This window comes from Aureimonas sp. OT7 (assembly GCF_014844055.1).
GTDB classification, from domain to species: domain Bacteria; phylum Pseudomonadota; class Alphaproteobacteria; order Rhizobiales; family Rhizobiaceae; genus Aureimonas; species Aureimonas altamirensis_A.
The window spans coordinates 3545613-3566988 of the sequence record NZ_CP062167.1 but is presented as its reverse complement, the minus strand read 5'-3'; the positions used below and the strand labels follow the sequence as shown (position 1 = coordinate 3566988).

Sequence of the window (21376 nt, the reverse complement as noted above, 5' to 3'; positions counted from 1 at the left end):
AGATCACCGATGAGCGATGGTACGCAGCGACGGGCCTTCATGATCTTCCTGACGGTCGTGACGATCGGCTTCCTGTGGCTGATCCAGCCCTATATGGGCGCCGTGCTGTGGGCCATCGTGCTGGCCGTCATCTTCGACCCGGTCCACCGCCGTATCCAGTCCGGCATGAACGGCCGCGACTCGCTTGCAGCGGCGATCAGCGTCCTCGTGTGCATTCTCGTGGCGATCATTCCGATGGCCTTCCTGGTGGGCTCGATCGTGCAGGAGGGGCGAAGCCTCTACAGCCGCATGACGAGCGGAGGCTTCGAGCCGGCGGCCTACGGGCAGGCCCTCTACGACCGCCTGCCGACCGAGCTGCAGGAGTTTCTGCAGGGGCTGGGCGCCGACAATCTTTCGGAGCGCATCACCTCGGCCGCGGCGCAGGCCGGGCAGATCGTGGCCGGGCAGGCATGGAATTTCGGGCAGGGCACACTGGGCTTCTTCGTCGCCGCGGGCCTGATGATCTATCTTCTGTTCTTCCTGTTCCGCGATGGCGACCGGATCGCCCGCGCCGTGCGCAACGCATCGCCGCTGCGGCCGGATCATACCGAAGCGATCCTGAGCCGCTTCATCTCGGTGGTGCGCGCAACCGTCCGGGGAAATTTCATTATCGCGGCGTTGCAGGGCGCCATCGGCGGCATCGCCTTCTGGGCGCTGGGCGTCAACGGCGCCGTGCTGTGGGGAACCGTCATGGCCTTCCTGTCGCTGCTGCCGGCCGTCGGCGCGGCCATCGTGTGGATGCCGGTCGCGATTCACTTCCTGATCACCGGCGAATACGTCAAGGGCGCGATCCTGATCGGCGTCGGCGTCGCGGTCATCGGCCTCGTCGACAACGTGCTGCGGCCGCCGCTGGTGGGCAAGGAAACGCGGCTTCCCGACTACATGGTCCTGTTTTCGACGGTCGGCGGCCTGACGCTGCTCGGCATCAACGGCTTTATCATCGGTCCACTGATCGCCGCCCTTTTCGTGACCGTCTGGTCTCTCTACACCGAGGATCGGCGCAAGCAGCAGTTGATCACGCCCGGTCGCTGAGAACGCGCCGGACGGCATCTTCCCATCCCGCCAGCTTGCGGCGCCGCAGGTCTTGCCGCATCGACGGCTCGAACCGCCGGTCGAGGTTCCAGCGCTCGGCGAAACCCTCCATGTCCGGCCAGACCCCGCAATGGCGGCCCGCCAGCCAGGCCGCGCCAAGGGCGGTGGTTTCCAGGACGGTCGGGCGGTCCACCGGGGCGTCCAGAAGATCGGCAAGCCGCTGCATCGTCCAGTCGCTCGCCACCATGCCGCCGTCCACGCGCAGCACGGTGTCGGAGGCGGCGGGCCAGTCGCGCCGCATGGCGTGCAGCAGGTCGGCCGTCTGATAGCAGACGGCTTCCAGCGCCGCCTTGGCAAGGTCGTCCGGCCCGGTATCGCGCGTCAGCCCGAAGATCGCCCCACGCGCGTCCGCATCCCACCAGGGCGCGCCGAGCCCGGTAAAGGCAGGAACGAGGTATACATCCTGCCTGTCGTCGACACGTTCGGCCATCAAGCCCGTATCGGAGGCGCGCTGCACGATCTTCAGCCCGTCGCGCAGCCATTGCACCGCCGCACCCGCGATGAAGATGGAGCCTTCCAAGGCATAGGTGGACTGTCCGTCGAGCCGGTAGGCCAGCGTCGACAGAAGGCGGTTGCCGGAGCGAACCCGCTCCGTCCCGGTGTTGAGGACGGCGAAGCAGCCGGTGCCGTAGGTGGATTTCATCATGCCCGGCCTGAAGCAGGCATTGCCCAGCACGGCGGCGTGCTGATCGCCGGCCATTCCGCAGATGCGGATGGCGCTCCCGAAGAGGGCAGGGTCGGTTTCGCCGAAATCGGCGGCGCAGTCGCGTATCTCCGGCAGCAGCGCAGCCGGCACGCCGACCAGGCGCAAAAGCTCTTCGTCCCAGGCGTTGGCCGCAGTATCGAACAGCATGGTGCGGGCGGCGTTCGTTGCATCGGTGAGGTGTGTGCGGCCCCCCGTCAGCCGCCAGAGCAGAAATGTGTCGACCGTCCCGAAGGCCAGCTTGCCCTCTTCGGCCCTTGCCCGCGCGCCGTCCACATTGTCGAGGATCCAGGCGATCTTGGTGCCCGAGAAATAGGAATCGATGACAAGCCCGGTCTTGTCCATGACGGTCGCTTCCGCCCCGTCGCGTACCAGTTGCCGGCAGCGTTCGGCCGTCCGCCTGTCCTGCCAGACGATGGCGTTGTGGATGGGCCGGCCCGTGTCCCGCTCCCAGACGATGGTCGTTTCACGCTGGTTGGTGATGCCGAGGCCGGCAATGTCCGCCGCCGACAGCGATGCATCGGCCAGGGCCCGCTTCACCGTGGCGACCACGGTGCGCCAGATTTCCTCCGGATCGTGCTCCACCCAGCCGGATTGCGGCAGGATCTGCCCGAACTCTTCCTGCGCGACACCGACCACACGGAAGGACGCGTCGAAGACGATGGCGCGCGTGGATGTCGTGCCCTGGTCGATGGCGAGGATATAGCCGGACATGGGTTGGGGGTCCTCCCGTTGGGTCTGTGGCGACGGCGGTGAAAAGAAGGGGCCGGACCTCCCGGCCCGGCCCCCTCCGTTGGATGACAGATATACGCCAGGGGCTCAATTGGCCGGGGCCGCGTCCGCGCGGTCGCCGCCGGCCGCATCGGCCCAGCTTTTCACCAGCTCGTCGTAGTTGACGGTGATGGGCGTTTCCTTCTCGTTTTCTTTCTTGGGCTGCGGCGCGAGCGTTCCGTTGGCCTTGGCCTGCTCCACCCAGTACTCCATGTCGTGCTCCTCGTTCAGCAGGGGGCCCTTGTCGCCCTGCACGCCGGCGCGTTCCAGACGCGCCATGACGCGCTCCTGCTCCTCGCAGAGCGAGTCCATCGCCTCCTGCGGGGTCTTGTTGCCGGCCGCCGCATCGCCGATGGCCTGCCACCAGAGCTGCGCCAGCTTCGGATAATCCGGCACGTTGGTGCCCGTGGGCGACCATTGCTTGCGGGCCGGCGACCGATAGAACTCGACAAGACCGCCGAGATCCTTGGACCGCTCGGTGAAGCTCTTGTCGCGGATGGTGGATTCGCGCACGAAGGTCAGGCCCATATGGCTTTTCTTGACGTCCACCGTCTTGGACGACACGAACTGCGCATAGAGCCAGGCAGCCTTGGCCCGTTCGGTGGGGGTGGACTGCATCAACGTCCAGGAGCCGACGTCCTGATAGCCGAGCTTCATGCCTTCCACCCAGTAGACGCCGTGCGGCGAGGGTGCCATGCGCCATTTCGGGGTGCCGTCCTCGTTGACGACGGGCAGGCCCTTCTTGACGGCATCGGCGGTGAAGGCCGTGTACCAGAAGATCTGCTGGGCGATCTCGCCCTGCGCCGGCACCGGACCGCTTTCCGAGAAGGTCATGCCCTGTGCGGATGGCGGTGCGTAGGCCTTCAGCCACTCCAGGTACTTTTCGATGGAGTAGACGGCGGCAGGACCGTTGGTATCGCCGCCCCGGGCGACGCAGGAGCCGACCGGCTGCGACTTGTCGTTGACGCGAATGCCCCATTCGTCCACCGGCACGCCGTTGGGCAGGCCCTTGTCGCCATTGCCGGCCATGGACAGCCAGGCATCGGTGAAGCGCCAGCCGAGCGACGGGTCCTTCTTGCCATAATCCATATGGCCGTAGACCTTCTTGCCGTCGATCTCGCGGCCGGTGAAGAACTTGGCGATATCCTCATAGGCCGACCAGTTGACCGGCACGCCGAGGTCGTAGCCGTATTCGGCCTTGAAGTCGGCCTTGTTCTTCTCGTCGTTGAACCAGTCGTACCGGAACCAGTACAGGTTCGCGAACTGCTGGTCGGGCAGCTGGTACAGCTTGCCGTCCGGCGCGGTGGTGAAGCTGGTGCCGATGAAGTCGGCCAGGTCCAGCCCCGGATTGGTCACGTCGGCGCCTTCGCCGGCCATCCAGTCGGTCAGGTTGCGCACCTGATTGTAGCGCCAGTGCGTGCCGATGAGATCGGAATCGTTGACATAGGCGTCATAGATGTTCTCGCCAGACTGCATCTGCGTCTGCAGCTTCTCGATCACGTCGCCTTCGCCGATGATGTCGTGCGTCAGCTTGATGCCCGTGATGTCGGAAAACGCCTTGGCAAGCACCTTCGACTCATAGTCGTGGGTGGTTATGTTTTCGGAGACGACCTTGATCTCCATGCCGGCGAAGGGCTTCGCCGCATCGATGAACCATTGCATCTCCGCTTCCTGCTGCGCGCGATCCAGCGTCGACAATTCGCCGATCTCGCTGTCCAGGAATGCCTTCGCGGCGTCCATGTCCGCCGCAGCGGGGCCGGCCGCGACCATGATCGCAAGGCTTGCGGCACCGAGCATCCATCTCGTCTTCATGAAGATTCCCTCCCAGGAACGATGTTGACCGGAGATAAACCCGTTCCCGCGCGACCGGTGGCGCGCGGCGGGCAAGAGGCAAACCGCTTCACACGAAGCGGAACACCAGCCCCGCATAGGCGAGGCAGACGAGAAGCGCCGGCCACAAGGTCGCGTCCTCGAAGAAGAACAGGGAGCCAAGGCAGATGAAGGCCGAGCCGAGCAGCGACAGGAACAGGCGGTCGCCGCGCGTCGTCTCGAAGCGCAGTATGCCGTAGCGCGGGCCGCCCCCTGGCGACACGGCCTCCCAGACGCCCATGAGGGCGATCAGGAGGGCGATGGTCATGAAGAAGATCGCCGTTGGCCAGGTCCAGGCCATCCAGGAAAAATCGGGCATGGTCACCTCCGTCAGACCCGGCCCAGGGCAAAGCCCTTGGCGATGTAGTTGCGCACGAACCAGATGACGATCGCTCCGGGGATGATCGTTAGCGCGCCGGCAGCGGCGAGTACGCCCCAGTCCATTCCGGAAGCCGAGACGGTGCGTGTCATGATGGCCGAGATGGGCTTGGCATCCGTCACCGTCAGCGTGCGGGCGATCAGGAGTTCGACCCATGAGAACATGAAGCAGAAGAAGGCCGCCACCCCGATGCCGCTGGCAATGAGCGGCATGAATATCTTGAAGAAGAAGCGCGGGAACGAGTAGCCGTCGATATAGGCGGTCTCGTCGATTTCCTTCGGCACGCCCGACATGAATCCTTCCAGGATCCAGACCGCCAGCGGCACGTTGAACAGGCAGTGCGCCAGCGCCACCGCGATATGCGTGTCGATGAGGCCGAACGCCGAGTAGAGCTGGAAGAAGGGCAGGGCGAACACGGCCGGCGGCGCCATCCGGTTGGTCAGGAGCCAGAAGAAGAGATGCTTGTCGCCCAGGAAGCGATAGCGCGAGAAGGCATAGGCGGCCGGCAGCGCCACGGCCACGGAGATGACCGTGTTCATCGCCACGTAGATCATCGAGTTGATGTAGCCGCGATACCAGGACGGATCGGTCAGGATGGTACGGTAATTGTCCAGCGTCGGATTGGCCGGCCACAGCGTGACGCCGCTGATGATCTCCTGGTTCGTCTTGAAGCTCATGTTGACCAGCCAGTAGATCGGCACCAGCAGGAACAGAATGTAGAGGGCGGGTATCAGCGCCTTGGGGTGGAAGCGCCGGCTGGCGGCCTGTGCCGAGCGGCGCTTCAGGGCATCCTCGGCATGCAGGGCGGGCGGCACGGACGAGGCCGGATGGGTTACGCTGCTCATCACTGGTCTCCCTGGCCCTGTGGCCGGTCCACGCCGACATTGGTCATCACGGTGTAGAACACCCACGACAGGGCGAGCACGATCAGGAAGTAGATCAGGCTCATCGCCGCCGCGGGGCCGAGGTCGAACTGGCCGACCGCCGTCTTGACGAGGTCGATCGACAGGAAGGTGGTCGAATTGCCGGGTCCGCCGCCGGTGACGACGAACGGCTCGGTGTAGATCATGAAGGAATCCATGAAACGCAGCAGGACGGCGATCACCAGGACGCGGCTCATCTTCGGCAACTGGATGTAGCGGAAGACCGCCCAGCGCGAGGCGCCGTCGATGCGGGCTGCCTGGTAATAGGCGTCGGGAATGGAGACGAGGCCCGCATAGCACAGAAGCACGACAAGGCTCGTCCAGTGCCAGACATCCATCACGATGACGGTGATCCAGGCGTCCAGCGGGTTCTGCACGTAATTGTAGTCGATGCCGAACCGCGTCAGCGTGGCGCCGAGAAGGCCGATATCGGTGCGCCCGAAGACCTGCCAGATGGTGCCGACCACGTTCCACGGGATCAGCAGCGGCAGTGCCATCAGCACCAGGCAGACCGGCACCCAGAAACCCTTGCGCGGCATCGCAAGCGCCACCACGATGCCCAGCGGCACCTCGATCGCCAGGATGATGGCCGAGAACAGAAGGTTGCGCCCCAGGGCGTCGTGGAATCTCGACGATTGCAGGATCTCGGTGAACCACTCCGTGCCGGCCCAGAAGAACTCGTTCTGGCCGAACGTGTCCTGGACGGAGTAGTTGACGACCGTCATCAGCGGGATCACCGCCGAAAACGCGACGAGGACCAGCACCGGCAGGACCATCAGCCAGGCGCGGTTGTTCCAGGTTTTGTCCATCGGTCAGGCCCTCCCGCCCACAAGCCAGGAATCGGCATACAGGTTGACGGCGTGCGGCTCGAAAAGCACCGCGGCGTCGGCCGGAACCGGTGTGTCGTCGGTCAGCACCGCCGCCAGCGTCTCGTTGCCCAGGCGCGATCGCACGATGCGGCTGGAGCCGATATCCTCGACCTTGTCGACGGTGATCGGAAGCGCACCGTGCGTGCCCGCGGGCACGACGCGGACGAATTCCGGGCGGACGCCGATCTGCGTGCGGGCATCCGCCGATGCGGTCAGGCCCGGTGGCAAGGGCAGGCGCTGCCCGCCGACGAAGGCGACGCCATCGGCGAGGCGGCAGGACAGAACGTTCATGCCGGGAGAGCCGATGAAATAGCCGACGAAGGTGTGACGCGGCCGCTCGAACAGCTCCTCCGGCGTACCGATCTGCACCACTTCGCCCTCGTACATTACCACCACCTTGTCGGCGAAGGTCAGGGCTTCCGTCTGATCGTGGGTGACGTAGATCATCGTCGTGCCGAACTGGCCGTGCAGTTCCTTCAATTGCGAACGCAGGATCCATTTCATGTGCGGGTCGATGACGGTCAGCGGTTCGTCGAACAGGATGGCGGCGACGTCCGAGCGGACCAGCCCGCGCCCCAGCGATATCTTCTGCTTTTCGTCGGCGGTCAGGCCGCGCGCCTTGCGGCCTGCCTTGCCGGCAAGCCCGAGCCGCTCCAGCATGGCGGCCACGCGACGGCCGATCTCGGCCTCGGGCACGCGGCGGTTGCGCAAGGGGAAGGCGAGGTTTTCCGCAACGGTCATCGTGTCGTAGATCACGGGGAACTGGAACACCTGCGCGATGTTGCGGCGCTCGGGCGACAGGTCGGTCACGTCACGCTCGTCGAAAAGGATGCGCCCCTCGGTGGGGGTCAGCAGGCCCGACATGATGTTGAGCAGCGTGGTCTTGCCGCAGCCGGACGGGCCCAGCAGCGCATAGGCACCGCCATCGTCGAACGTATGGTCGATCTGCCGCAGCGCATAGGTGCCGGCAGCCGCCAGTTGCGGCGTGTAGGCGTGGCGGAGGCGATCCAGGCGGATACTGGCCATCGGCGTTTTCCCTCAAGCCGCCCGGCTGGCGGCGCGCGTCCGGTCGATGCGGCGGCCATCGGCGGTGAACAGCATCATGTCGGCCGCATCGAAGGCCAGCTCCATCGTTTCACCCGGCTGCAGGCGGCGCACCCCCGGCAGCACGGCGACAAGGCGGGCGCCCGCGCCGTCCGCGTGGGCGAAGGTCTGCGAGCCGGTGACCTCGGACGTCAAAAGCCGGGCAACAAGCCTCCCCTCGGCCGCGGTGGCCGCGCCCGGATGCAGCCGGTGCGCCCTGATGCCGAGTGCATAGGCGCCGTCGCCAAGCCCGGCGAGCGCGCCGGCGGGCAGCGTCAGGCCGTCGGACCCCACCAGGACGCCGCCGGAGACCGTCAGCTCTATGACGTTGAGGGGCGGGTCCGACATGATGCGCGCCGTTTCCAGGTCGGCCGGCTGCCTGTAGAGTTCGCTGGTGGGGCCGATGGCCGTGACGCGGCCCTCGCGCAAGGTCACCGTGCGCCCGCCCAGCAGCAGGGCCTCGGTGGGCTCGGTCGTGGCGTAGACGAAGATCGCCCCCGTCTCGCTGAAGATGCGGGGCAACTCCTCCCGCAGCTCCTCGCGCAGCTTGTAGTCGAGATTGGCCAGCGGCTCGTCCAGCAGCACCAGATCCGCGCCCTTGACGATGGCGCGGGCCAGTGCGGTGCGTTGCTGCTGTCCGCCGGACAGGTTCAGCGGCGTCCTGTCGAGATAGGGCTCCAGCTTCATCAGGCGCGCGGCACGCGACACCGCGGCGTCGATCTCGCCGGGGCTGCGCCCGGCGACGCGCAGGGGAGAGCCGATGTTCTCGCGCACGGTCATCGCCGGATAGTTGATGAATTGCTGGTACACCATGGCCACGTTGCGACGGCGCACGGACACTCCCGTCACATCGACCCCATCCATCAGGATGCGCCCGCTGGTGGGCTTGTCGAGGCCGGCCATCAGGCGCATGAGGCTCGTCTTGCCGCTCAGCGTGGCGCCGAGAAGAACGGTCAGCGTTCCATGCTCGAGCGACAGGGATACGCCGCCGATATGCGTCTCGGCCCCGACACGCTTCTCCACATCGATGAGTTGCAGCACCGTTTCCTCCCGTGCGTGCACCGGACAGATGTTACTCTGCCGCCAGTTGCGGCCTTGCGATTTCCTCGACCCTGTTCTCCAGGGCTTGTGTTTCATCGGGGGCGAAAACGAGCCCCAGCTTGGACCGTCGCCAAAGGATGTCCTCGGCGCTCATGGCCCATTCCCGTTCCACCATCCACCGCACTTCCCCCTCGTGCAGGCCATGGCCGAGATCGGCCCCGAGATCGCCGGCGATGGCGAGGGCATCCGTGCCGTAGGCGCTCACCATGCGCGTCCGCGTCGCCGAATCCAAGCCGGGCGCGATTTCGCCGAGACGCGCTTCCAGCGTGGCGACGCCATCCAGGGGGAAATCGCCGCCGGGCAATTGCTGCGTGCCGGTAAAGGCGGGTTTGCGGACGCCGAGGCGGCTTTCGACCTCCCCCAGAACGTCTTCCGCCAGCTTGCGGTAGGTGGTGATCTTGCCGCCGAAGATGTTGAGCAGCGGCGCTTCGCCGGCGCCGCCCTCCGTCTTCAGGACGTAGTCGCGCGTCGCCTCCTGCGCCTTGCCGGCATGATCGTCGAACAGCGGGCGGACGCCCGAGAAGCTCCAGACGATGTCGTCGCGCCGCAGCGGCTTTTCAAAGTACTCGCTCGCGGCGGCGATCAGGTAGTCGATCTCTTCGTCGGCGATGGCAGCCTTGGCCGGGTCGCCTTCGTAGTCGCGGTCCGTTGTTCCGACGAGCGTGGTGCCGGAATGATAGGGAATGGCGAAGATGATACGGCCATCGGCATTCTGGAAGATGTAGGCCCGGTCATGCTCGTACAGCTTGCGCAGCACGATGTGCGAGCCCTGGACGAGGCGGACGTTATGGGGCGCGACGTGCCCGACGACATTCGCCAGCACCCCGTCCACCCATGGTCCGGCGGCATTGACCAGAAACCGTGCCTCGACATCGCTTTCGGCACCCGTGCGCACATCGCGAAGCCTGATCTGCCAGCCGCCCGCAATGCGCCGCGCGGTCACGACCTCGGTACGCACGGCGATCCTGGCGCCGCGCGCCGCCGCGTCCCGCGCATTCAGGACGACGAGGCGCGTATCGTCCACGCGAGCGTCGGAATATTCGAAGCCCTTGCGAAACTCGGGTTTGAGCGGGGCTCCCATTGGACCGGTCAGGTCCACGGCGGTCGTCGCCCTCAGCCGCTTTCGACCACCGAGGTGATCGTAGAGAAAAAGCCCGATGCGCAGCAGCCAGGCGGGCCGCAGCCCCTTGTGCAACGGCAGGATGAAGCGCAGGGGCCGCACGATATGCGGGGCGATGCCCCAGATGACCTCACGCTCGGCGAGCGCTTCGCGGACCAGCCGGAACTCGTAATGTTCGAGATAGCGCAACCCGCCATGGATGAGCTTCGTGCTCCATGACGAGGTGCCGCAGCCGAGGTCGCCGCGCTCCGCCAGCATGACGGAGAACCCACGGCCGGACGCGTCCCGCGCGATGCCGCAGCCGTTGATACCGCCGCCGATGATGAAGACATCCAGCATGTTTCGTCGCCACCCCTGCTTTCGCATTGCAACACTGACGGGCAATTTCGAAAGCGATGTGATTTAGAAACGAAGATAAACGAAAGTCAAGCGACAGAATCGGCCTGAATGCTCGTTTCGATCAGGCGGACTCCGGCCGCCTCGCACAGGGCCCGCACCCTTTCGCTCGGACAGCGGTCGGTGACGAAAGTTCCGATCTGCTCCAGGCGGGCAAGGCGCACGGGCGCGGTGCGTTCGAACTTGGTCGAATCGGAGACGAGTACGACATGGCGCGCATTGGCGATGATGGCCTGCGCGACGCGGACTTCCCGATAGTCGAAGTCCAGCAGCGCGCCATCCTCGTCGATGGCCGATGCGCCGATGACGGCAAAGTCCACCTTGAACTGCCGGATGAAGTCGACGGCTGCTTCGCCGACGATGCCGCCGTCCGAGCGGCGGATCAGCCCGCCGGCCACGATGACCTCGATTTCCGGGCTGGCCCGCAGCGCGTGCGCGACATTGAGGTTGTTGGTGATGACCATCAGGCCCGAATGATGCAGCAGCGCGCGGGCGGCTGCTTCGGTGGTGGTGCCGATGTTGATGAACAGGGAAGAACGGTCGGGGATCAGGTCCGCGGCGGCCCTGCCGATGGCCGCCTTTTCGCTGGCGGCGATGGCGCGTCGTGCATCGTAATTGAGGTTCTCTGCGCCCGAGCCGAGAACCGCTCCGCCATGGATGCGCGACAGAAGGCGCGCATCGCAAAGCTCGTTCAGGTCTTTCCGGATCGTCTGCACGCTGACGGCGAAGCGGCCGGCCAGCGTATCCACCAGGACGCGGCCCTCGCTGCGCGCCTGCTCCATGATGGCGTTCTGCCGTTCCGAAAGCATCGGCCTCCCTCCTTCGCTCGCGTCGTCATCGCTTCATAAAACGAAATCGGTACGAAGCAAAAACGAAAGTGTATCTCGTCCGCGAAGACGGCCATTCCCCGACGATCGGGCAAGTCAGGATTCATCGATGCTGATGGCCTGGGGGGCGACGACGCCGAGGTGGTGCTCCGACTTTGCCTTCGGCGATGCGCCGAACCGGATCATGAGAACCCCGCTGACCGCCAGCAGGGTGGCCAGGATGGAGATCATGTAGGCAACCCCATCGATGTCCAGCCGCTCCATGACCCAGAACGCACCAATGGGGCCGGTGATCGACCCCAGCCCGCTGAGCAGGATCATCCGTGAACTGACGGACGCGATCTTGTCTGGCGCCAGCTGGTCGAGCGCGTGGGACACGGCCACGGGATAGATGGTGGACATTGCGCCGCCGAGCACGAAGGCGATCGGCAGGATGCTCGGGTAGGTCCTCGGTGCGAAGGTGATGGCCAGCGCCATCACGCCGAGGCCGATGCCGATGCCGGAAAGGACACTGCGCCGGTCGAATCGATCGGACAGGCGCCCGACCGGATATTGAAACGAGAGGCCGCCGAGAACGGCGGCCAGCATGAACATCGAGATCGTGACCTGCGAGAAACCCGTCACCAGCATCCACGCCGGGAAGACCGCGTAGAAGGTGGCGCTGATCATGCCGGACAGGACGCATCCGACGACGGCAAGAGGCGCTTTGCCCAGAATTTCGCGATACTGCACGCTCTTGGCCACGGTCATCGCCGGCTGGTCCGCATAGGTCGTGCTGACGACGACGATCGCAAGCGCGAACAGGGCGGTGATGATGCTGAACGGAACCGGCCCGTTCAGGTTGACCAGGCCCGTGAGCAGTTGGCCGAGCGCGAGCGCCAGAAACGTCCCGATCATGTAGATCGCGAACACGCGCCCGCGGGCCTGAGCGGGCGCGCGGGTATGCAGCCAACTCTCGGCGGTCACGAACAGCCCGGCGCACCCATAGCCGATCAGGGTGCGCAATATGGCCCAGGTGATGGCATCGAACTGCATCGCCATCCCGGCCGTCGACGCAATCACGATCGCGGCGAAGGCAGCATAGGCCCGGACGTGGCCGGTACGCGACAGAAGGCGGCCGGCTGTCGCCGCGCCGACGGTAAAGCCCAGGAAATAAGAGCTGACGATCAATCCATCGAGAAGAGGTGCAAGGTCCGCCGACCCGATGTTCAGGGAAACGACGGTCGTGAAGAAGCCGTTGGCAAGCTGTATGAGACTTGTCCCGGAGATTATCGCACCCAGCTGAGCCCTGATCATCCGACATCCTTTTCTGGAAGGCTGGGCCGCCTATGCGGCTACCGTTCGCCAGCCCGGTTTCCGGCGGTCGGGCCAGGCCCGACAGCGAAGGCATGGACTTACCTCATCAGTTGTAGTTTGTATTGGCCTGGTGTGGTGTTTTGGCACAGCCCGCACCCGGCATTGTCAACCGCGTTGCCATGATGGGGCCAGGATGTTGAAGGCAACAGCCGTCAAGATGGCGGTGGGCGAGGCTCCGGACGACACACCGGTGGTGGGCAGGGCGGTTCTGCCGCATGACGAGCGTCATCTGCGGCGGCGCACGATTCGGTTGGACGATGGTCGCTCCGTGCTGGTGGATCTTCCAGCAACGGTTGTCCTGGGCGCTGGCGACCGGCTGGTGATCGAGGACGGTGGCCTCGTCGAGATCGCGGCAGCCGACGAAGACCTCTACGAGGTGCACGGACGCGATCCGATCCATATGATGGAACTCGTGTGGCACATCGGAAACCGTCATCTTGCGGCGGCGATCGACGCGGAACGGATCCTCATCCTGCGCGACCATGTCATCAAGGCAATGCTGGAGGGGCTCGGCGCCCATGTCCATGACGTCGTGATGCCGTTCAACCCCATGCGCGGCGCTTATTCCGGCCATGGCCATGGACATGGCCACGCGCATGGCCACGCCCATCCGGGACACAGCGCGCATTGAGGCGCCACAGGGCGCGACGGATCAACGCTTGAGACCGGTTTACCAATTTGGAGGATACGAACCATGGCATCCAGCAACGGGCCTCTCCGCGTCGGCATTGGTGGCCCGGTCGGTTCGGGCAAGACGACGTTGACGGAAAAACTCTGCAAGGCGATGCGGGAAGACTTTTCCGTCGCCGTCGTAACCAACGATATCTATACCAAGGAAGACGCCCTGATACTGGCGCGACGCCAGGCTTTGTCCGAAGACCGGATCGTGGGTGTCGAAACGGGGGGGTGTCCGCACACGGCGATACGCGAGGATGCCTCGATCAACCTCCAGGCCATCGCCGAGCTTACCCGCAGGATCCCCGATCTCGATATCGTCTTCATCGAGTCCGGCGGCGACAACCTTGCCGCCACGTTCTCGCCCGATCTGGCCGATCTGACCCTCTATGTCATTTCCGTATGTCAGGGGGAGGAAATCCCCCGCAAGGGAGGACCGGGAATTACCCGCTCAGACTTCCTCGTCATCAACAAGTCGGATCTGGCCCAGTATGTCGATGTCGACCTGGACGTGATGGAACGGGATGCGAACCGTATGCGCGGAGCCCGGCCCTTCGGCTTCACCGATCTGTCGCGTGGCAAGGGGCTCGACCGGGTCATCGAGTTCATCGTGGAGCACGGTGGTCTTGCCGTGGGGCACGACAAGGCGGCCGGCGTGGGAAGGCCATAGGACGATGGATCCAGCTTCGGCATCCTTCGGCGGGGGCGAGACGGCGCATCTGCATTTGCTGCGCCTCGTCAGCCAGACCCTGCCGATCGGCGGGTTCTCCTATTCCAGGGGTCTGGAGCCGGCCATTCTGGCGGGCTGGGTCTGCGACGAGGCTTCCGCGCGGGAGTGGATCATCGGGGTTTTGCAGTCGAGTTTCGCGCAGCTGGATGGCGCGCTGTTCTGGCGTCTGGCATCGGCGCTGGCCCAGGGCGACGAGGAACGCTTCCTGGCGGCCGATGCATGGCTGGCCGCCAGCCGCGAAAGCCGCGAGTTCCAGCTCGAGGACAGGCGGCTGGGCCAGGCGCTGCTGCGCTTGCTGACCGACCTCGATGTGCCGGGCGCGCGCCGCGGCCATAACAGGCAACTCACCTTTGCCGCAGTTTTCGCCCTGGCCGTTCATCACTGGCGGATCGCGCCGATGGTGGCGCTGCAAGGGTTGATGTGGATCTTCGTGGAAGGGCAGGTAACGGCCGCGATCAGGCTGGTGCCGCTTGGACATACGGCCGGGCAGCGCATCCTGATACACGCGGTGGAGCCGATCGAGCGGGCAGCGGCGCGTGCCGCTTCGATGGCGGATGACGACATCGGCAACATGGCCCCCGCATTGGCCATGGCCAGCGCCTGGCACGAGACCCAGTATAGTCGCCTTTTTCAATCCTGAACGAAAGGTTATCGATTGGCATAATTTGGATATTTGTACGGTTTAGTCACACCTGGGGGATGATCGTCTCCCGATCTGGACTGATATATATTCAACCTTGCATCTGCGAGGGGCGTGATGCTGTGTGAAATTACGTATAAAGATTGTTGAAATATGTTCATCCTGCGTCAAAATTGCACGCACCAATTGACAAAAGGAGATTTTATTAGTCTACGATCATTATCGTGATGAACCGCAGCGGCAATCGTCTGCCGTGGCTGGGGTGGCGTGCTATGAGTGCGGTTGTAAATCTTGGTCACAATGCGAATCATCGTGTAAGTTACTTGGCGGAGCCAAGTCACTGGCGTGCGGAACTGGAATTGTGGTTCGCGCGCAATGCGGGCAAGACCCGCCTGATGCGTCGCCGGCACGTTGGTCCCCTTGTCGTGCAGCAGCCTTTCCATCCCGAGAAGGATGGAACGTGCCATGTCTATATCCTGCATCCGCCGGCGGGGCTTGCCGGGGGGGATCGGCTAGATATGGATTTCCATCTGGATGCCGAGGCGCGGGCGGTTCTGACGACGCCGGGGGCGACGAAATTCTACCGAAGCGAACCGCATGCCAGTACCCAGTCCGTCCGCATCCATGTCGGCGCGGGCGCGACATGCGAATACCTGCCCCAGGAATCCATTATTTTCGACGGGGCCGAAGCCCGTCTGCGCAACGATGTGTCGCTGTCATCGGACGGCACTTACGTCGGCTGGGATTTCATTTGCCTTGGCCGCCCGGCGGCCAATGAGCGCTTCGAGACCGGCAGACTGATCCAACGCACCGAGATCCGGCGGGACGGCCGCCCCATATGGATCGAGCGGATCGACCTTGCGGGCGGCTCGCCCCTGATTCCCGCGCCTTTCGTTCTTGCAGGGCAGCCGACCTGGGGGACCATGATCTACGCCGGCGCCATTGCAGACGATGCCGCGGACAAGGTGCGGGAGGCGGTCGGCAGCACCGGCGAAGGCATATTCTCCGTCAGCCAGATGGAAGAGGTCGTGGTGTGCCGTTATCTCGGGCCACGCGTTGCCGATGGCAAGCGATTATTCGTCAGGGCATGGGATGCATTGCGAATGCTGATGCAGAACAAAGCGGCGTGTGCTCCCCGTATCTGGGCAACGTGACCGGAACATGAAAGCAAAGAGGTGACCGATGGAGCTTCTACCCCGAGAAAAGGACAAACTTCTACTTTTCACCGCTGCCTTGCTTGCCGAACGCAGAAAGGAGCGGGGGCTCAAGTTGAATTATCCGGAAGCGATCGCCTTCATCTCAGCGGCAATTCTCGAAGGCGCGCGCGATGGCCGGTCCGTTGCAGATCTCATGTCCTACGGCGCTACCCTGCTGACCCGTGACGATGTCATGGATGGGGTTCCGGAGATGATCTACGACATTCAGGTCGAGGCCACATTCCCGGACGGGACCAAGCTGGTCACAGTCCACAGCCCTATTCCGTGAGGTTCCGGTATGATCCCAGGCGAGTTTTTCATCGAGGATGGCACGATCGAACTGAATGCCGGTCGTGAGACGCGGTCCATGGAGGTGGCCAATTCGGGCGACAGGCCGATACAGGTCGGATCGCACTACCATTTCTTCGAAACCAACGCCGCCCTTCATTTCGACCGGGACATGGCACGGGGCTACCGTCTCGCCATTCCGGCCGGCACGGCCGTCCGGTTCGAGCCGGGGCAATCGCGCACCGTCGAACTGGTGGCGCTGGCCGGCGACCGGACGGTCTACGGTTTCAATGCAAAGGTCATGGGAAAACTGGAGGTCTGAGATGCCGAGCATTTCCCGCGAGACTTACGCTTCGCTCTACGGCCCGACCAAGGGCGACCGTATCCGCCTGGCAGATACCGAATTGACGATCGAGATCGAGGAAGACAGGACGGTTTATGGTGACGAAGTCACCTTCGGTGGCGGCAAGGTCATCCGCGACGGCATGGGGCAAAGCCAGCGCAACGCCGCCGATGTCGTCGATCTCGTCATCACCAATGTCGTCATCCTCGACCACTGGGGCATCATCAAGGCGGACGTCGGTATCAAGGATGGACGTATCGCGGCAATCGGAAAGGCTGGCAATCCCGATATCCAGCCCGGCGTCGATATCGTCATCGGCCCGGGAACCGATGTCATCGCCGGTGAGGGAAAGATCCTCACCGCTGGCGGCATCGATACCCATATCCATTTCATCGCGCCGCAGCAGGCCGAAGAAGCTCTGACCAGTGGCACGACAACGCTTGTCGGTGGCGGTACGGGGCCTTCCGTCGGTACGCTCGCGACCACGGTCACGCCGGGGCCATGGTACATTCACCGCATGCTGGAGGCCACCGAGGAGCTGCCGATCAATGTCGGCCTGCTGGGCAAGGGCAATGCCAGCCTGCCCGAGCCGCTCCGCGAGCAGATTCGTGCCGGCGCCATCGGCCTGAAGCTTCACGAAGACTGGGGCACGACTCCGGCGGCGATCGACAACTGCCTTGCCGTCGCCGACGAGATGGATGTCCAGGTGGCGCTGCATTCGGATACGCTGAACGAGAGCGGCTTCGTTGCCGACACCTTCGCGGCCATGAAGGGCCGCGCCATCCACTCGTTCCACACCGAGGGGGCGGGCGGCGGCCACGCACCCGATATCATCACGGCTGCCGGGCAGGAGAACATCCTGCCCTCGTCCACCAACCCGACGCGGCCCTACACGGTCAACACGATCGATGAACATCTGGACATGCTGATGGTGTGCCATCACCTCAGCCCGCAGATACCGGAAGACGTGGCTTTCGCAGAATCCCGCATCCGCAAGGAAACGATCGCCGCCGAAGATATCCTCCACGATCTGGGCGCGTTCTCGATGATGTCGTCGGATTCGCAGGCCATGGGGCGGATCGGCGAGACGACCCTCCGGTGCTGGCAGACCGCGCACAAGATGAAGGTCCAGCGCGGCCCCTTGCCCGAGGACAGCGAGCGGAACGACAATTTCCGCTGCAAGCGCTATGTCGCCAAATACACGATCAACCCGGCCATCACCCATGGCTTCGCCCATGAGATCGGCTCCGTGGAAGTCGGCAAGCGCGCCGATCTCGTCCTCTGGAAATCGGCTTTCTTCGGTGTGAAGCCATCGCTTGTCCTGTTGGGAGGCATGATCGCGACGGCCCCGATGGGAGACCCGAACGCGTCGATCTCGACGCCCCAGCCGGTCCACTATCGGCCGATGTACGGTGTTCTGGGGCGGGCGCGGGGCAAGACCGGCGTGACGTTCGTCTCGCAGGCTGCACTGGACGACGATATCGGCGAGAAGCTGCACTTGAGCAAGCAACTCGTCGCCGTCAAAGGCACGCGCGGTATCCGCAAGAAGGATATGATCCATAATACGTTGACACCCAACATCGAAGTCGACCCGCAGAACTATCAGGTGCGGATCGACGGAGAATTGATTACCTGTGAACCGGCAAGCTCACTGCCGATGACGCAGCGTTACTTTCTGTTCTGAGCATCTCCAGCCGAAGCGGAATCGTTTCGGCGTTGGACAACGCGGCAGAACGAGCCAGATCGAGTCGGCATGGCGAGCGTGCGTCGCGATGCCGACTCATCCCGAGCGTGGTGGTGGAGGAGTTGCCGGATGCAAACGCGATGGGTTCCGGGTAATCCGGTTGCCGCTTTCGGCGACCATGTCCTCCGCGGGATCGGCCAGGTCGTCTTCCAGAACAACCCAGTGTCCGGGCTCATCATCCTGGCCGCCCTTTTCTTCAATTCCTGGATCTACGGCGTGATCTGCCTTCTCGGCGCGGTCGTCGCCACCGCGACCGCGAGAGTGCTCAAGGCAGACGACGGGCTGATCGAAAACGGCCTTTACGGCTTCAACGGCGCTCTTGTCGGCCTGTCTCTCGTTGCCTTCACGAGCGCGGACTTTCGCACCGGTGCAATTCCGTCGGCTCATATGCTGGTCTACATCATCTTCGCGGCGGCCATGACCAGTGTCGTGTTTTCGGCCATCGGCTCCATCCTGCAACCCTACAAGGTGGCCGCGCTGACGATGCCCTTCGTTCTTGTGGGCTGGCTCTTCCTGTTCGCCGTCCTCAAATTCTCCAATATCGAGGCGGGGCCCTTATCGAAGCCGGTTTCGCCAGACGATTATGTCGCCACGGCCGTCTACGTCCTGCCGACCTGGTACATGGGAATAGGCAATGCGATCGGTCAGATATTCTTCCAGGACAACTGGATAGCGGGTTATCTGATCCTGGCAGGAATTGCCGTCAATTCCCGCATCAGTGCGGCAATGGCCCTTCTGGGCGCTGCCTTCGCCGCATTGGTGGCCGTGGTGTTCGGGGGGCCGGAAGGGGCGATCCGCGACGGCCTGTTCGGCTACAATGCCGCCCTGACGGCCATTGCCCTCGGCGGCTTCTTTCTTGTGCTGACCTGGCAAAGCTTTCTGTACACACTCTTCGGGATCGTGCTGACGACCTGGCTTTGGGCGTCCGTCGCGATCTTCCTCGAACCGATTGGAATGCCTGTGCTGACCTCGGCTTTCGTTCTCGTCACCTGGCTCATGCTCATCGGGGCGCATGGCTTCGGCGCCCTTCGGCCGGTTGCGCCGGCAGATGCGATAACGCCGGAGGCCAACACGCAGCGCTATCGTCTCGGTGCTTCTGGCCCTGAACGTGGCTGACGCACCCGGTGGATGATCTGGATCGCGCCGGCCGTCCGGCGTCGATTGCATGATTTGGAAGTGGAGTTTCAACCGTGGGATTGATCGGTATCCTTGTCGCCCTGGCGTTGTTGATATGGTTCGCATATCGCGGGTGGAGCGTCCTTCTGGTGGCCCCGGCGGCTGGCCTGACGGCGGCCTTGCTGGCCGGCGAGCCGGCCCTTCCGCATTGGACACAAACCTTCATGCCGGGAGTTGCGCGCTTCGTGGCGCAATGGTTTCCGATCTTCCTGCTGGGCGGCCTGTTCGGGAAGCTCATGGACGACAGCGGTTCGATTGCATCCATCGCCAATTTCCTGACCCGCCGCCTGGGAACGAAAAGAACGATCCTGTCGGTGGTTCTGGCATCGGCCGTCGTAACCTATGGCGGCGTCAGCGTTTTCGTTGCGTTCTTCGTTCTCGTGCCGATGGCGCAGCGCATGTTCGAGGCGGCCGATATTCCGCGCCGGCTTATGCCGGCCACCATCGGGCTGGGTGCTTTCACCTTCACCATGACGGCTCTGCCCGGAACGCCCTCGGTCAACAACGCGATCCCCATGCCCTATTTCGGCACCACGACCTTCGCCGCGCCCGGTATCGGCATCATCGCTTCGTTGATTACATTGGCCTTCGGCCTGTGGTGGCTGGCACGCGCGGAAGCCGCGGCACGCCGTGCGGGCGAAGGCTTCGGCGTCGTTGTCGAAACACCGGCACCGATCGACGAAAAGCTGCGCGAGCGGGCAAGCGCCTCCGGCGAATTCGATCCGGCAGAGCTGGAGCACGGGAAAAGGGCGGATGCGGAGCCACCCTTCATCGCTGCGGCCATGCCGCTCGCCGTTGTCATCATCGTGAATTTCCTGATGGCTTTGGTGGTGCTTCCCCGCCTGGACTTCGCCTTTCTAGCCGAACCGCAATGGGGCGCCACCAGCTTCGCAGCCGTCGGTGGTGTATGGGCGGTCATCGTGGCCCTGGCGGCCGCCAACCTGACCGTCATCATCCTGAACTTCCGTCGACTGCCTAATATTCGGGAAAGTCTCGACGCGGGCGCCAATTCCGCTGCACTGCCGATGCTGACCATCGCCAGCCTCGTCGGCTTCGGGGCCGTCGTCGCCGCCCTGCCGGCCTTCACTGCCGTTCGGGATGCGGTTCTGTCGATCCCGGGTGGCCCGTTGATTTCACTGACGGTCGCCATGAACACGCTTGCCGCCCTTACGGGTACGGCCTCTGGCGGCTCGGCCATCGCGCTGGCCGCACTGGGCGACCACTTCCTGGAGCTGGCTGCGACATACGGTATCGACCCGGCCCTGATGCACCGAATAACGGTGATCAGCGCGGGAACACTGGATGCCCTTCCGCATAACGGCACCGTGCTGATGCTGCTGCAGATCAGCAGGCTGACGCACGCCGAAAGTTACAAGGACATGGTCATGACCGTCATCGTCGGCGTCGTGATCTCGTTGATCGTGGTTCTTCTTCTTGGGACATATGTCGGGTCATTCTGACCATGGCGCGACGGGGCCGTGGATGGCCTCGTCTACGTCAGCGACATGGCTCATGGAGTTTCAGGAGGGGCGCTCATTGATCCGGAAAGTCTTCGCGGCAAGTCGTTACATGTTGATCATTCCGGTTATCATAACGCTTGGCTGCTCTCTGTTCCTGATGCTTCATCAGAGCGTCAGCATCATCATGACGGCATTCCGGATGTCGGAGTTCCTTGGGGGGCATTCCGGTGACACGAAACTGCTGGCGATCCAGGTGATCGAGGCAGTCGATGTCTTTCTGATCTCCATCGCCGTCTATATCATCTCCATTGGGCTCTACAGCTTGTTTGTCGATGATAAGGCCCCCCTGCCGAAGTGGTTGATCATCAGTAACCTCGATGATCTCAAGGATCATCTCGTCAGTGTTGTCATCGCTGTACTGTCGGTTCTGTTTCTCAAGGAGGCCGTCGCATGGGACGGCAACAGAGACATACTGCACCTTGGTGCGGCGATCGGGCTCGTGCTCGTGCCGCTGGTTTTTTATCTGTCCATCAACCGTAACAAACAATGACTGCATGGCTGTCACGTCCCAGCCAGGTTGATGCTCGCAAAGAGGG

The 21376-nt window shown here is 63.8% G+C and carries 21 protein-coding genes; 11 read left to right on the top strand and 10 right to left on the bottom strand.

Features of this window, described 5'->3' with window-relative positions; all coding sequences use genetic code 11:
- The first annotated feature begins 9 nt into the window (after positions 1-9).
- Positions 10-1071, top strand: coding sequence for an AI-2E family transporter (locus IGS74_RS17045; RefSeq protein ID WP_192387677.1), 1062 nt, complete (start codon positions 10-12; stop codon positions 1069-1071).
- On the opposite strand, the gene glpK is transcribed toward IGS74_RS17045, so the two are convergent.
- From glpK to IGS74_RS16995, 10 genes are all read right to left on the bottom strand, one after another.
- Positions 1055-2548 carry a glycerol kinase GlpK gene (glpK, locus tag IGS74_RS17040; RefSeq protein WP_192387675.1) on the bottom strand — a complete coding sequence of 498 codons (1494 nt, stop codon included), beginning with the start codon at positions 2546-2548 and terminating at the stop codon, positions 1055-1057. The genes IGS74_RS17045 and glpK overlap by 17 nt on opposite strands.
- Positions 2549-2653: 105 nt before the next feature.
- Positions 2654-4417 (bottom strand): ABC transporter substrate-binding protein, encoded by a 1764-nt coding sequence (locus IGS74_RS17035; protein WP_052194743.1) that lies wholly within the window; start codon positions 4415-4417, stop codon positions 2654-2656.
- An 88-nt stretch (positions 4418-4505) separates the two neighbouring features.
- Positions 4506-4793, bottom strand: a complete 288-nt coding sequence (locus tag IGS74_RS17030; RefSeq protein ID WP_156122298.1) for a DUF2160 domain-containing protein — start codon at positions 4791-4793, stop codon at positions 4506-4508.
- 11 nt (positions 4794-4804) lie between these two features.
- Positions 4805-5698, bottom strand: a complete 894-nt coding sequence (locus IGS74_RS17025; RefSeq protein ID WP_192387673.1) for a carbohydrate ABC transporter permease — start codon at positions 5696-5698, stop codon at positions 4805-4807.
- Complete coding sequence (locus IGS74_RS17020) at positions 5698-6585, bottom strand: sugar ABC transporter permease (protein ID WP_039191633.1); 888 nt, start codon at positions 6583-6585, stop codon at positions 5698-5700. The genes IGS74_RS17025 and IGS74_RS17020 overlap by 1 nt, the downstream gene beginning before the upstream one ends.
- Positions 6586-6588: 3 nt before the next feature.
- Positions 6589-7671, bottom strand: a complete 1083-nt coding sequence (locus IGS74_RS17015; RefSeq protein ID WP_192387671.1) for an ABC transporter ATP-binding protein — start codon at positions 7669-7671, stop codon at positions 6589-6591.
- A gap of 12 nt (positions 7672-7683) precedes the next feature.
- Positions 7684-8769 carry an ABC transporter ATP-binding protein gene (locus IGS74_RS17010; protein WP_192387669.1) on the bottom strand — a complete coding sequence of 362 codons (1086 nt, stop codon included), beginning with the start codon at positions 8767-8769 and terminating at the stop codon, positions 7684-7686.
- Positions 8770-8800: 31 nt separating this feature from the next.
- Positions 8801-10288 carry a glycerol-3-phosphate dehydrogenase gene (gene glpD, locus IGS74_RS17005; protein WP_246722652.1) on the bottom strand — a complete coding sequence of 496 codons (1488 nt, stop codon included), beginning with the start codon at positions 10286-10288 and terminating at the stop codon, positions 8801-8803.
- Between the two features lie 86 nt (positions 10289-10374).
- A complete protein-coding gene (locus IGS74_RS17000) occupies positions 10375-11154 on the bottom strand; it encodes a DeoR/GlpR family DNA-binding transcription regulator (RefSeq protein ID WP_192387667.1) in 780 nt (259 codons plus the stop codon).
- Between the two features lie 114 nt (positions 11155-11268).
- Positions 11269-12468 carry an MFS transporter gene (locus IGS74_RS16995; RefSeq protein ID WP_192387666.1) on the bottom strand — a complete coding sequence of 400 codons (1200 nt, stop codon included), beginning with the start codon at positions 12466-12468 and terminating at the stop codon, positions 11269-11271.
- Between the two features lie 217 nt (positions 12469-12685).
- Between IGS74_RS16995 and IGS74_RS16990 the strand changes: the two genes are divergently transcribed.
- From IGS74_RS16990 to IGS74_RS16945, 10 genes are all read left to right on the top strand, one after another.
- On the top strand, positions 12686-13159 hold the full coding sequence (locus tag IGS74_RS16990; RefSeq protein ID WP_246723160.1) for an urease accessory protein UreE: 474 nt from the start codon (positions 12686-12688) through the stop codon (positions 13157-13159).
- Positions 13160-13222: 63 nt separating this feature from the next.
- Positions 13223-13873 (top strand): urease accessory protein UreG, encoded by a 651-nt coding sequence (gene ureG / locus IGS74_RS16985; protein WP_192387664.1) that lies wholly within the window; start codon positions 13223-13225, stop codon positions 13871-13873.
- Positions 13874-13877: 4 nt separating this feature from the next.
- On the top strand, positions 13878-14573 hold the full coding sequence (locus tag IGS74_RS16980; RefSeq protein ID WP_192387663.1) for an urease accessory UreF family protein: 696 nt from the start codon (positions 13878-13880) through the stop codon (positions 14571-14573).
- 227 nt (positions 14574-14800) lie between these two features.
- On the top strand, positions 14801-15727 hold the full coding sequence (locus IGS74_RS16975) for an urease accessory protein UreD (protein ID WP_246722649.1): 927 nt from the start codon (positions 14801-14803) through the stop codon (positions 15725-15727).
- 28 nt (positions 15728-15755) lie between these two features.
- Complete coding sequence (locus IGS74_RS16970) at positions 15756-16058, top strand: urease subunit gamma (RefSeq protein WP_192387662.1); 303 nt, start codon at positions 15756-15758, stop codon at positions 16056-16058.
- 9 nt (positions 16059-16067) lie between these two features.
- Positions 16068-16379, top strand: a complete 312-nt coding sequence (locus IGS74_RS16965) for an urease subunit beta (protein ID WP_192387661.1) — start codon at positions 16068-16070, stop codon at positions 16377-16379.
- 1 nt (position 16380) lies between these two features.
- Complete coding sequence (gene ureC / locus IGS74_RS16960) at positions 16381-18084, top strand: urease subunit alpha (protein ID WP_192387659.1); 1704 nt, start codon at positions 16381-16383, stop codon at positions 18082-18084.
- A 129-nt stretch (positions 18085-18213) separates the two neighbouring features.
- Complete coding sequence (locus tag IGS74_RS16955; protein ID WP_192387656.1) at positions 18214-19260, top strand: urea transporter; 1047 nt, start codon at positions 18214-18216, stop codon at positions 19258-19260.
- Between the two features lie 74 nt (positions 19261-19334).
- Positions 19335-20780: a GntP family permease gene (locus tag IGS74_RS16950; RefSeq protein WP_192387654.1), complete on the top strand. Its 1446-nt coding sequence runs from the start codon at positions 19335-19337 to the stop codon at positions 20778-20780.
- A gap of 52 nt (positions 20781-20832) precedes the next feature.
- Positions 20833-21330 carry a YqhA family protein gene (locus IGS74_RS16945; protein ID WP_206688184.1) on the top strand — a complete coding sequence of 166 codons (498 nt, stop codon included), beginning with the start codon at positions 20833-20835 and terminating at the stop codon, positions 21328-21330.
- The last annotated feature ends 46 nt before the right edge of the window (positions 21331-21376 follow it).